At 72.3% G+C, this 11,973-nt stretch carries 12 protein-coding genes; 1 reads left to right on the forward strand and 11 read right to left on the reverse strand.

The window, feature by feature from the left end; translation table 11 throughout:
- Window positions 1–124 precede the first annotated feature (124 nt).
- The 9 genes from lepB (ACFVX9_RS19340) to proS all read right to left on the reverse strand — a co-directional run bounded on the left by lepB (ACFVX9_RS19340) (window position 125) and on the right by proS (window position 8,007).
- On the reverse strand, window positions 125–1,045 hold the full coding sequence (lepB, locus tag ACFVX9_RS19340; RefSeq protein WP_380377525.1) for a signal peptidase I: 921 nt from the start codon (window positions 1,043–1,045) through the stop codon (window positions 125–127).
- A 118-nt stretch (window positions 1,046–1,163) separates the two neighbouring features.
- Window positions 1,164–1,817, reverse strand: coding sequence for a signal peptidase I (gene lepB / locus ACFVX9_RS19345; RefSeq protein WP_380377527.1), 654 nt, complete (start codon window positions 1,815–1,817; stop codon window positions 1,164–1,166).
- 368 nt (window positions 1,818–2,185) lie between these two features.
- Window positions 2,186–2,536 carry a 50S ribosomal protein L19 gene (rplS, locus tag ACFVX9_RS19350; RefSeq protein WP_063347674.1) on the reverse strand — a complete coding sequence of 117 codons (351 nt, stop codon included), beginning with the start codon at window positions 2,534–2,536 and terminating at the stop codon, window positions 2,186–2,188.
- 154 nt (window positions 2,537–2,690) lie between these two features.
- Window positions 2,691–3,509, reverse strand: coding sequence for a tRNA (guanosine(37)-N1)-methyltransferase TrmD (gene trmD / locus ACFVX9_RS19355; RefSeq protein WP_387982678.1), 819 nt, complete (start codon window positions 3,507–3,509; stop codon window positions 2,691–2,693).
- Between the two features lie 35 nt (window positions 3,510–3,544).
- A complete protein-coding gene (gene rimM / locus ACFVX9_RS19360) occupies window positions 3,545–4,177 on the reverse strand; it encodes a ribosome maturation factor RimM (RefSeq protein WP_387982651.1) in 633 nt (210 codons plus the stop codon).
- Between the two features lie 130 nt (window positions 4,178–4,307).
- Window positions 4,308–4,547, reverse strand: a complete 240-nt coding sequence (locus tag ACFVX9_RS19365) for an RNA-binding protein (RefSeq protein WP_063347675.1) — start codon at window positions 4,545–4,547, stop codon at window positions 4,308–4,310.
- A gap of 2 nt (window positions 4,548–4,549) precedes the next feature.
- Window positions 4,550–4,978: a 30S ribosomal protein S16 gene (gene rpsP / locus ACFVX9_RS19370; RefSeq protein ID WP_063347676.1), complete on the reverse strand. Its 429-nt coding sequence runs from the start codon at window positions 4,976–4,978 to the stop codon at window positions 4,550–4,552.
- Between the two features lie 639 nt (window positions 4,979–5,617).
- On the reverse strand, window positions 5,618–6,196 hold the full coding sequence (locus ACFVX9_RS19375) for a hypothetical protein (protein ID WP_063347677.1): 579 nt from the start codon (window positions 6,194–6,196) through the stop codon (window positions 5,618–5,620).
- Between the two features lie 398 nt (window positions 6,197–6,594).
- Window positions 6,595–8,007, reverse strand: coding sequence for a proline--tRNA ligase (gene proS / locus ACFVX9_RS19380; RefSeq protein ID WP_380376648.1), 1,413 nt, complete (start codon window positions 8,005–8,007; stop codon window positions 6,595–6,597).
- 274 nt (window positions 8,008–8,281) lie between these two features.
- Here proS and ACFVX9_RS19385 point away from each other — a divergent pair, with 274 nt between their 5' ends.
- Complete coding sequence (locus ACFVX9_RS19385; protein ID WP_380376646.1) at window positions 8,282–9,106, forward strand: class I SAM-dependent methyltransferase; 825 nt, start codon at window positions 8,282–8,284, stop codon at window positions 9,104–9,106.
- A 182-nt stretch (window positions 9,107–9,288) separates the two neighbouring features.
- Here ACFVX9_RS19385 and ftsH read toward each other — a convergent pair whose 3' ends face one another.
- Window positions 9,289–11,232 carry an ATP-dependent zinc metalloprotease FtsH gene (ftsH, locus tag ACFVX9_RS19390; protein ID WP_380376643.1) on the reverse strand — a complete coding sequence of 648 codons (1,944 nt, stop codon included), beginning with the start codon at window positions 11,230–11,232 and terminating at the stop codon, window positions 9,289–9,291.
- Window positions 11,233–11,402: 170 nt separating this feature from the next.
- The gene (locus tag ACFVX9_RS19395) at window positions 11,403–11,945 is read right to left on the reverse strand and encodes a GNAT family protein (RefSeq protein ID WP_363375916.1); all 543 of its coding nucleotides are present in this window, start codon (window positions 11,943–11,945) and stop codon (window positions 11,403–11,405) included.
- Window positions 11,946–11,973: the final 28 nt, after the last annotated feature.

Below are 11,973 nucleotides of genomic sequence, written 5' to 3' on the forward strand. Positions count from 1 at the left end.
GACACCAGCACAGCCTCGACGCACGACCGGGACCTCCCGGCCGCACCTGCACTTCTCTATCACTCCAAGGCATCCGGCTCGCGGTCCCACGCGCGCGGCCCGGCCGCGAGACGCCCGGCCCGGCTCACTCGGGCGGCCGCCCTGACCGGCGAACGACGGCCGGAAAGATGCCCAACACACCCATAACGAGCGGAGGTTCCATCGGAACCGGCCCAACGCCCACGGATTCCGGCGCAGTTCCGCGCGCCTGCGGAGCCCGCGCCAACGAGGAGAGTGAACTCGGCACGTCAAGTTGATGGAGGCGGTCCAGCGGCCAGGCGTTCATGAAGGCCCGGCCGACCACACCGCTCAGCGGGATGGTCCCCTGCCCCGGGTTCCCCATGTGGAAGCGGGAGTCGGCGGACACGTCCCGGTGGTCGCCCATGACCCAGAGCCGACCCTGCGGCACCTGCACCTTGAAGGGCTGCCGGGACGGCGGGTTGGCGGGCGCGAGGTACGGCTCGTCCACCGGCGTGCCGTTGACGCTCAACCGCCCCTGCGCGTCGCAGCACTCCACGGTGTCCCCGCCGACGCCGATGACCCGTTTGATCAAGTCCTGCTCGCTGTCCGACGGCAGCAGCCCGACGAAGGTGAGGACCTGCTTGGCCGCCCCCAGCACCGGACCGTCGTCGGACGGCTTGTGGTCGCTCTCCAGCCAGCCGCCCGGATCCTTGAACACCACCACGTCGCCGCGCTGCGGCTCGCTGCCGAACCAGGGGGTCAGCTTGTCCACCAGCACCCGGTCCCCCACCTGGATGGTCTGCTCCATCGAGCCGGAGGGGATCACGAACACCTGGAGCAGGAAGGTCTTCATCACCAGCGCGACCAGCAGCGCCACCACGATGATCAGCGGGAACTCCCGCAGCAGCGACCGCTTGCGCCGCCGGGCCGCGCGTCGGGCGCTGCGGCGGCGATCGGCCCGGCCCCGGACGGGCAGCACCGCGGCCGGGCCCGCACCCCCGGGGGAGGCGCCTCCTGGCCCGGCACCGTCAGATCCGGCACTCACGGATCCGGCACTCGCCGATCCGGCATCCGCGGATCCGGCACCTGCCGATCCGGCGCCGACCGGTCCGCCGGCGTCCGGCTCCGGGCCCGGGCGGTCCGCCAGCCGGTCCCTGCCTCTGCTACCCCTGCTCCCCATGACCGCCCGTTCCCGCAGTCGCGGCGAAGGCCGCGGGCCGGTCCAGGCCGGTCAAGCGCGAGAACGGGTAGACCACCCAGTCCGCCCGGCCGATCACCCTGCTCTCGGGCACGAAGCCGCCGCCGGGCTCGCCGAGGTGGTCGCGCGAGTCGCGGGAGGCGCTGCGGTGGTCCCCCATCACCCAGAGCTTGCCGGTCGGCACCACCACGTCGAAAGCCACACTCGACGGCTGGTCCCCCGGGGCCAGGTAGGAGGACTCGTCGATCGGCACCCCGTTGACGGTGATCGGCCCGCCCGGGCCGGTGCTGGTCACCCGGTCCCCGCCGACGCCGATCACCCGTTTGACGTAGACCGTGTTCCCGGCCGGGGCCAGCCCGAGGTCCCGGCCGAGCGAGCTCAGCCCGTCCCGGAAGCCGGTCGGCCCGCCCGACTCCGGCAGGAAGGAGCCCGTCCCGTCGAAGACCACGACGTCGCCCCGCTGGGGGTGGCCGCCGAAGGCGTAGGCGAGCTGGTTCGCGATCAGCCGGTCGCCCGGACGCAGGGTCTCCTCCATCGAACCGGACGGCACCGAGAACGGGCGCGCGACGAAGGCGTTCACCAGCAGCAGGGCCAGCAGGCAGATCCCCACCAGCAGCAACAGGTCCCGCGAGCGCGAGTGGCCCGGCTCCTCATCCCCCGGTGCGCTCTCATCCCCCCGTGCGTTCTCACTCTCTGGCGCGCTCTCGTCCTCTGGCGCGTTCTCGTCCTCGGACGCGACCTCGCCCTCCGGCGCACCCCCGGCGTCCGCCCGCGGATCCCCACCGGGGCCAGATCCCTCCCCGCCGGGCCCCGGGACGACCCCGGAAACGACCGCGGACCGCGACAGCGAGTCCGCACCGGTGGGTGCGGGACTGCCGTCGCGGTCCGCGGGTGGTTCGTGCGTGCTCATCGGGGGCTGAGCTTACCGTGCGGTGGCCCGGCCCCTCGGAGCGATCCGATCCCCCGGCGAGGCCGGGGGACGGTGGATCAGCGGTCGCGCTTCTCCTTGATCTTCGCGGCCTTGCCGCGGAGGTCACGCAGGTAGTACAGCTTGGCGCGGCGAACCGCACCGCGGGTCACGACCTCGATCTTCTCGACGACCGGGGTGTGCACCGGGAAGGTGCGCTCCACGCCGACGTTGAAGCTGACCTTGCGAACGGTGAAGGTCTCACCGACGCCGGCGCCGTGGCGGCGGATGACGACGCCCTGGAAGACCTGGACACGGGAGCGGTTGCCCTCGATGACCCGGACGTGAACCTTCAGGGTGTCACCGGCGCGGAAGGCCGGAATGTCGCTACGCAGCGAGGCCGCGTCGACAGCAGCGAGCTTGTTGCTCATGTTGCTCTCCATCGCAGGCGCCACGGGCCGCCCACGGAAGTTCGTCACAATGGGGTTTGCTGCGGGCCGCATCGGCTGACGACGATCCCCCCGTGGCGAGGGCGCCGGTCCACGTGGCCCCTACGAAGGGGGCCCAGCGACAGACAACAGCGGCCTATTCTTCCACACCAACGGCCACGGACCGAAATCGGCCGAGCTCCTCGTCCCAGGCCAGGCCGAGGACGCTGAGCGCCTCCCGGTCCTTCTTGTCGAAGGCGCCGTAGCGCCAGCGCTCGACCAGGTCGGTGCGGTTCACCAGGGTCCGGGCGAAGGCCTGTTCCCGCCGCCAGCGGGCGATCCGGCCGTGGTTTCCGCTGAGCAGCACGTCCGGCACGGTCCGGCCGCGCCACTCGGCGGGCTTGGTGTAGACCGGGCCCTCCAGCAGGTCGGCCATCGCGCCGGGCGCGAAGGAGTCGTCCCGGTGGGACTCGGCGTTGCCGAGCACCCCGGGCAGCAGCCGGGCGATCGCCTCGACCATCACCAGCACGGCGACCTCGCCGCCGGCCAGCACGTAGTCGCCGATCGAGGCCTCGACCACCGGCATCCGGGTGGCCGCCTCCTCGATGACCCGCCGGTCGATGCCCTCGTACCGGGCGGGGGTGAACGCCAGCCAGGGGCGGCTCGCCAGCTCCTGGGCGAGTTCCTGCGTGAACGGCCGCCCGCTGGGGGTGGGCACGACGAGCGTCGGCAGCTGGCCCTCGGGCCCGCCGGCGACCACCGCGTCCAGCGCCTCGCCCCACGGCTCGGGCTTCATCACCATGCCGGGGCCGCCGCCGTACGGGCTGTCGTCCACCGTCCGGTGCACGTCGTGGGTCCACTCGCGCAGGTCGTGGACGTGCACGTCCAGCTGACCGCGGGAGCGGGCCTTGCCGACCAGCGAGATGTTCAGCGGTTCCAGGTACTCGGGGAAGATCGAGACGACGTCGATCCGCATCCCGTTCTGGACCTGCGCGACGCCCTCCTCCACCGTCACTTCGACCCCTCCGCGCCCTTGGCACCGGCCGCGCCCTCGGCGCCCTCGACACCCTCAGCGCTCTCGGTGTCCTCAGCCTCCTCGCCCTCGGCGGAAGCGCCACGGGCGACCTCGGCCTGTTCGGGTTCGATCAGGCCGACCGGCGGGGTGATCACGGCGCGCTGGTTCTCCAGGTCGATGGTCGGCACGATCTGGCGGACGAAGGGCACCAGCACCTCCGTCCCGTCGGCCTTCTCCACCGTGAGCAGGTCCTGGTACGGCAGGTGGACGACCTCGGTCAGCTCACCGACGAGGGTGCCGTCGAGCAGCACCACGTCCAGGCCGATCAGCTGGTGGTCGTAGTACTCCTCCGGGTCCTCGGGGCTCTCCTCCGGGTCGACCTCGGAGATGAGCAGCGTGCCCCGCAGCGCCTCCGCCGCGTTGCGGTCCTTGACGCCGGCGAAGCGCAGCAGCAACCGGCCGCTGTGCACCTTGCCGGACTCGATGGTCAGCGGTCCCACCGACGCGGGGTCGGTGAACAGGACGGCACCGGGGCCGAGCCGGAGCTCCGGCTCGTCGGTGCGGACCTCGACGCTGACGTCCCCCCTGATGCCGTGGGCGCGGCCGATCTTGCCGACGACGAGCTGCACGGTGATCGTTCTCCTGGAGTTCCTAGAGCGGGACGGAATGCGGAAAGCGCGAGAAACGCGAAAAGGCCGACCGGGACGACATGCGTCCCGGTCGGCCTCACAAGCCCTGACGGCTGAACGAGCAGCTGTGTCAGCGAATGTTGTCCACGTCGACCAGGTCGACCCGGACGTTGTGACCGCCGAGGGCGCCGACGACGGTGCGCAGTGCGCGCGCCGTACGGCCACCCCGGCCGATCACCTTGCCGAGGTCATCGGGGTGCACTCGCACCTCGATGGTGTTGCCCCGACGCAGGTTGCGCGAGCGCACCTGCACGTCGTCGGGGTGCTCGACGATGCCCTTCACCAAGTGGTCGAGGGCGTCCTCGATCACGCTCAGGCCTCGGCGGCGGCGTCGGCCTCAGCCTCGACCTTGTCCGACTTCTTGGCCTTCGGGGTGATGGCAACACCGGTGGTGGCGTCCTCGAAGCCGGCGACGGCCTTCGCGAACAGGTGCGAGAAGTCCTCGACCTTGGGCTCGGCGACCAGCAGCGGCGCCGGGGCCGGGAGGCCCTTGAACTTCTGCCAGTCGCCGGTCAGCTTGAGGATGGCGAGCACCGGCTCGGTCGGCTGGGCGCCGACGGACAGCCAGTACTGGGCGCGGTCGGTGTCGACCTCGATCTTCGAGGGGTTGTAGGTCGGCTGGTAGATGCCGATCTCCTCGATCGCGCGGCCGTCACGCTTGGTGCGCGAGTCGGCGACGACGATGCGGTAGTGCGGGGAGCGAATCTTGCCGAGACGCTTGAGCTTGATCTTGACTGCCACGGGAGTGGATTCTCCTGGTGTTGACGTGGGTGAGCGGCCGCGCCGTCGCGTGGGGTTGCGCCGTGGGCCGTTCAAGGGACACGCCAGCCGTAGGAGAGAGGGGTCCTGCTCGGCTGCCGAGTACTCAGCTGTCCATTCTGCCATACCGGCGCGAACCGCCTTCGCTCGGCCATCCGCGGGACGCATCCCGGCTGCTTCTCAGCCGTACCCCGGCGCCGCGCGCCCGGCCGTCCGCGGGCCGCGCGAGACCCTCCGGAGGCCGCCCCCCGACTGCCTCCGCAGGCCCGTTCACAAGGCGCGACCGGGAGCCCTCGCTCCCGGTCCGCCCACGAACTCACCGATGTACCGCTCGTTCCGGCCGGATCCGCTGCCCGCACAGCCGTCCGCCGGCCTTCCCCGTCTTCTGGTGTTCCGGCCTGACCGATCTCCCGGTCCAACCGATCTCCCGGCCTGACCGATCTCCGGGCCCAACCGATCTCCCGGTCCAACGGTCTTCCGGTTCAGCGATCTCCCGGTCCAGCAGTCCTCCGCCGCACCGGTCGCCCGGCAGGACGGTCTTCCGCCACCCCGGTCATCCGACGCGCCGGTCGTCCGATCCGACGACCGCCCGGCCCTCCGGTGTCCCGGTGGACCGATCGGTCACGAGATCTTGAACGGCTGCTGGCACGCGCCGCAGACGATGGACGCCTGGGCGAGCACCGACGGCACGACCCGGACGTTCCGTCCGCAGCCGCACACCGCCTTGACCCGGACGCCACCCCCGGAGGAACCGTGCCGGGCGGCCGGGCCGCGGAAGGCCCGCGTCGTACCGTCGCCGGCCACCGCCTCCTGGTGCGCGCCGAGGGCGCGGTCCAGTCGCTCGATGGTCTCCGCGTAGCGCTCCTGGGTCTCCTTGAGCATGGTCACCTGGGAGAAGCCGCTGCTCGCGTGCGGTTCGACCGGGTGCGCCAGGCCGAGCTCGGAGGCGAGCAGCAGGAAGCGCCGGTTGTGGTAGCGGCCGGCTCGCGAGGTGTCCCGGATGTCCCGGGCCGCGGCCAGACCGTGGGCAGCCTCGTGGAGGAGCCGCTCGAAACCGAGCCGGGTGCCACAGGCCGAGGAGGATTCGCCGATCAGGGCCTCGGGCGAGGCCAGGTCGGGGAGGTCCTGGTGGTGGGCCTGGATGTCACTCCAGGCGGCGGCCAGTTCGGCCGCGAGGACGAGGGGCTGTGTCGTGCTCACGCTAGACCAACGATGGAGTGCGAGCCGATGTTCCGCATGTTCTCGTTCTTCGGGAATTCCCAGGGAACTCCCAGGAATGCATGGTCGCGCGCGAATTGCGCGTTCCGGATCTGATGCAAGACCGACCCCCTGCCGGTTTCGGCCCGCCGCAGCTCGGCGGGCCTCGTGAATTCCGCCCGGGGGCGGGCTGTCGCCCCCTGGACGTACGGCCCGTGGGCCCGTCGAGTTGACAGGGCCACGGGCCGTACACCGTACCGCTATTGCGTTAATACCGGCAGTTGACCGGCCAGTAGGGATGTCCGCGGTCGGGGCGCCTCTCGGACAGTTACCGGATTCTTACTCATCCGCATTCCGGGCAAATGTCGCCGCCAACGGTCATTACCTGCTGGTAACAGGCGTCAGTACGCGCGGGCGACGATCGCGATATTGCCGTCCTGGTCGTCCGCCAGCGGCACCGAGCCGTCGGCCGCGACAATGCAGCGCACCGAAACGCCCTGCTCGGCGAGCTTGGCCTCGCCCTCCGGACCGAGGTCGGCCCAGGAGATCCGGCCCCAACCGGTCGCGGCGGCCTCGGCGGCCTCCTCGATGGTCTTGACGTCGACGGTACGGGCCTCGCGGCGCTCGCGGGACTGGCGCAGCAGCAGCGCCTGGTCCTCCTCCAGGATGCCCGGGACCAGCGCGGCCAGGGAGTCGATGGAGACGGGCTCCTTGCCGCCGGGGATCCGGCGGGCCAGCATCGCGGTGCCGTTCTCGAGGTCGCGCGGGCCGACCTCGATGCGCAGCGGCACGCCCTTGAGCTCCCAGTCCACCGCGCGGCGGCCGAACGGGGTGTCGGTGCGGTCGTCGACGACCACCCGGACACCGGCGGCCTCCAGCGTGGCGCCGATCTCGCGCACCTTGGCGATGACCGCGTCGTCGCCCTTGATGGCGAGCACGACGGCCTGGACGGCGGCCAGTCGCGGGGGCACCCGCAGGCCGTTGTCGTCGCCGTGGGACATGATCAGGCCGCCGACCATGCGGGTCGAGACGCCCCAGGAGGTCTGCCAGACGTACTCGCGCTCGGCGCCCTGGAGCTGGTAGGTCGTGTTGAACGCCTTGGCGAAGTTCTGGCCCAGCTCGTGGCTGGTGCCCATCTGCAGCGCCTTGCCGTCGCCCATCATGCCCTCCAGGGTGAGGGTGTTGATGGCGCCGGCGAACCGCTCCTTGGCGGTCTTGCGGCCGAGCACGACGTCGATGCCGAGCACGTTCGTCATGAAGTCGCCGTAGACCTGGGTGTGGATCATCGACGCGTACGCGCGGGCGTCCTCGTAGGTGGCGTGGGCGGTGTGGCCCTCCTGCCAGAGGAACTCGGTGGTGCGCAGGAAGACGCGCGGGCGCAGCTCCCAACGGACCACGTTGGCCCACTGGTTGATCAGCAGGGGCAGGTCGCGGTGGCTCTGCACCCACTTCGAGAAGTACTCGTTGATGATCGTCTCGGAGGTGGGCCGGACGACGACCGGCTCGTCGAGCTGCTTGCCGCCGCCGTGGGTGACCACCGCGAGCTCGGGGGCGAAGCCCTCGACGTGCTCGGCCTCCCTGGTCAGGTAGGACTGCGGGATGAACATCGGGAAGTAGGCGTTCTGCGCGCCGGCCTTCTTGATCCGCGCGTCCATCTCCTGCTGCATCCGCTCCCACAGGCCGTAGCCGTACGGTCGGATGACCATGGTGCCGCGCACCGGACCGTTGTCGGCCAGCTCGGCCTTGTTGATGAGGTCCTGGTACCAGCGCGGGAAGTCTTCCGCCTGAGGGGTGAGAACGGGTGCCTTAGCCATGGCCCGAATGGTACGGGGCGCGGCCCCCTGACTTCGAATCGATAACACGCCGGCGGCCGCCGGACGGACGACCACCGCACCCGCCGGACGGACGACCGCGCACCCGCCGGCAGCAGACGGCGGCACCCGCCGACCGCAGGGGGCGCACGACCGCGACACGCGCGCACCACCCTGCACCCCTCTGGACGCCGGGCCCGACCCGCTGTTCGCTGGAGTGGGGCGGGACTTTGGGGGAGCCGTAGCAGCACACCGAAGGACCGGATGGGAGGCCGCGATGGCTTCAGCTCGGACGACCGGCACGACCGTACGACCGACAGGCGCACGACCGCACCACCCGCAGCCCGGGGCGGCGCGGCCCGCGCGGGCGCGCGACTGGGCGGAGATCCAGGAGCGCATGCTGGTGCCGCTCTACGAGGCGGTCCACGACCGGCTGGAGGTCGGCCCGGCGACCAGCGTGCTGGGCCTGGGCTGCCGGTCCGGATTGGCGCTGCTGCTCGCCGCCGGGCGCGGTGCCCAGGTCACCGGCCAGGAGCCGCGGGACGAGCTGCGCGAGCTGGCCCACGGCCGCCGGCTGCGGGTGTGCGCGGGGGCCCGGCCGATCGCGGCCGTCCCCCGCTCGGCCCATTCGCTGGTGACGGTCTTCGAGCAGTTGCCCGGTTGCGCCGAGCCGGGTCCGGTGGTCGTCGAGGCCGCCCGGCTGACCCTCCCGGGCGGGCACGTGGTGCTGGCCGCCTGGGGCCCTCCGGAGCGCTGCCAGAGCGCCCCGGTGCTGGACGTGGCGCGGCGGCGGGCGGGCCGGACCACCGCGCGCGACCCGTTCGAGCTGAGCACGCCCGGCACGCTGGAGGACCTGCTCGCCCCGGCCGGCCTGCGCCCGGCCGGCAGCGGGCGGGTGAGCTGCCCGTTCGCCTACGCGGACCTGGACAGCGCGGTGCGCGGCCTGCTCTCCACCGGCCTGTTCGAGGCGGCCGAGGAGTTCTCCGGCGCGTCGCTGGTCGCCAAGGAGCTGGAGGAGGCGCTGCAGCCGTACCTGCGCGCGGACGGCTCGGTCCGGATGGAGAACGTCTTCCGCTACCTGGTCGCCGAACGGCCCCGGTAGCGGCGGCCGACCGGCCCCGACGGCGCGGGGAACGAGGCCCACGGCGACGCCCGGACGAGCCCCCGGCGGCACCGGGAACGAGACCCCCCGGCAGCAATCGGACGGCCCCGGGCGACAACAGATCCGACAGCGACGAAACCGGGGGCGCCCGCCCGCACGGCGAGCGCCCCCAGCCCGCCGGTTCACGCCTGGTCGAGCGACTTCCCGTCGGAGCCGGAGCCCTTCCGCGGCACCCCGGCCGCCCGGTACGCCTGCTCCTCGTCCAGCGTCTCCGCCTCCAGCAGCGCCGCCGCCAGCGCGTCCAGCCGGGCCCGCTCCTCGGTCAGCAGCCGTACCGCGTGCTCGTAGCACTCGGCGACGATCCGCCGGGCCTCCTCGTCCACCGCGTCGAGGGTGGTCGGCGCGGCGGAGAGCCCGTAGGCGCCCTGCGGGTCGGCGGGCACCGCGGTCAACCGGCCGACCCGCTCGCTCATCCCCCACCGGCCGGCCATCCCGCGGGCGATGTTGGTGACCTGCTCCAGGTCGCTCTCCGCTCCGGTGGTGATCACCCCGTAGACCACCTGCTCGGCCGCCATCCCGCCGAGCGCGCCGATGATCCGGCCGCGCAGGTAGGGCTCGGTGTACGAGTAGCGGTCGTTCTCCGGGGTGGACAGGGTGACGCCGAGCGCCCGGCCGCGCGGCACGATGGTGATCTTGCGGACGGGGTCGGCGCCGGGCTGCAGCATGCCCAGCAGCGCGTGCCCGCTCTCGTGGTAGGCCGTGCGCTCGCGCTCCTCCTGCGGCATCACCAGCGGCCGGACGGCGCCGAGCTGGACCTTCTCCAGGGCGTCCGAGAGGTCCCGCTCGTTCACCGCGTCCTGCTTGCGCTTGACGGCCAGCAGGGCGGCCTCGTTGACCAGGTTGGCGAGTTCGGCGCCGGTCATCCCGGGGGTGACCTTGGCCAGCCGGGTGAGGTCGGCGTCGCCGGCCAGCGGGACGGTCCGGGTGTGGATGCGCAGGATGGCGGCGCGGCCGTCCCGGTCCGGCGGGCTGACGGTGATCCGCCGGTCGAACCGGCCGGGGCGCAGCAGCGCCGGGTCGAGCACGTCCGCGCGGTTGGTCGCGGCGATCACGATGACGCCCTCGGAGCCGGTGAAGCCGTCCATCTCGGTGAGGATCTGGTTGAGCGTCTGCTCGCGCTCGTCGTGCCCGCCCATGCCGCCGCCCGCGCCGCGCTGGCGGCCGATGGTGTCGATCTCGTCGATGAAGATGATCGCCGGGGCGACCTTGCGGGCCTCGGCGAACAGTTCACGGACCCGGCTGGCGCCGACGCCGACGATCATCTCGATGAACTCGGAGGCGGAGGCGGAGAAGAACGGCACGTCCGCCTCGCCGGCGACGGCCCGGGCGAGCAGGGTCTTGCCCGTCCCGGGCGGGCCGCTCAGCAGCACGCCGCGCGGCATCTTGGCGCCGAGCCTGCGGTACTGCTGCGGGTTCTTCAGGAAGTCGACCACCTCGGTGAGTTCGGCCTCGACCTCGTCGATGCCGGCCACGTCGGCGAAGGTGGTGCGCTTGCCCTGGTCAGCGGTGACCGGCTTGGGCGGGGCCTTGCGGCCGAGCGCGCCGGCGCCCAGCCCGCCGGCCATCCGGCGGGCGAGCAGCACCCAGATCAGGATCAGCAGGACCATGGGGGCCAGCGAGATCAGCAGGTTGGCGAGGAAGCTGCGCTGCTGGACCACCGGGGAGGTGGCGGTGACCTCGACGCCCTGCTGCTGCAGCGTGGTCCACAGGTTGTCGTTGGCGAAGGACGGCCGCTGGGTGGCGAAGTCGGTGTAGTCGCCCTTGCCGCCGTCCGGCTTGGGCTGGGCGCTCTTGAGGGTGCCCTCGATCGCGTCGCCCTTGGAGTAGATCTTGGTGATGTTGCCCTTGTTCAGCTGGTTGTTGAACTCGGTGTAGGAGATCGTGGTGGCACCGGCGTTGCCGAAGAAGGACAGCAGCAGGTCGGAGATCAGGAACACCACGAGCGCGGTGAGGGCGAGTCCCATCCAGCCGCCGGGCATCCGGCGGCGGGGCGGCGGCGGGGGCGGGGCGCCCTCGGACCGCCAGGGCTGGTCGGGGGTCTGGCGCGGCGGCACGGGTTCGGTCACCCATCGGACGATACGGACGCGGGCTCGGGCGAGCCACCCGAAACGCCGCGCCGAGCACGCCCCTGACCAGCCGCGACGAGGCCCCGCCAGTGCCTGATCCCCGCCGCCCCGTCAGTGCCTGCGCCCGGACCCCCACCCGTGACTCAGAGGCCTCGGCGCCCCACCCGTGGCTACGCCTCGGCGCCCGGCCACTCCTCGGCGGTCAGCGCGAACCGCTCGTGGTCCCGCCAGTCGCCCTGGAGGAACAGCATCCGGGGGGTGAAGCCCTCGTGCCGGAAGCCCAGCCGCTTGGCCATCGCGACCGACCGCTCGTTGTCCGGCTGCACGTTGATCTCCAGCCGGTGCAGGCCCAGCCCGCCGGCCGACTGCGGGGCGAAGCAGCGGTCCAGGACCAGCCGCAGCCCCTCCGTCATCCGCCCGGTGCCGGCGAACGGCAGGTACGCGTCGTAGCCCAGCGCGCCGTTGCAGAACCGGCCCATCACGATGTTGGCGACGTTCACCTTGCCGACCAGCCCGCCGGTGTCCCGGTCGACGATCAGGAAGGTGCGCAGGCCCGGCCCCTGGCGGTCCAGCAGTTCGGCCAGGCCGTCCGGCTCGACCGGGTTCCACCGCCCGATGTGGTCGGCGGACCGTCGGACCGCCTCGGCGTACACGTCCTTGTCCTCGGCCCGCGGGGCCCTGATCGTCACTCGCACACCACCATCATCGGGCATGCGAGCGGCCCGCCGCCCGGAAGATCCC

The sequence above is a fragment of the Kitasatospora sp. NPDC058243 genome (genome assembly GCF_042882025.1).
Taxonomy (GTDB): domain Bacteria; phylum Actinomycetota; class Actinomycetes; order Streptomycetales; family Streptomycetaceae; genus Kitasatospora.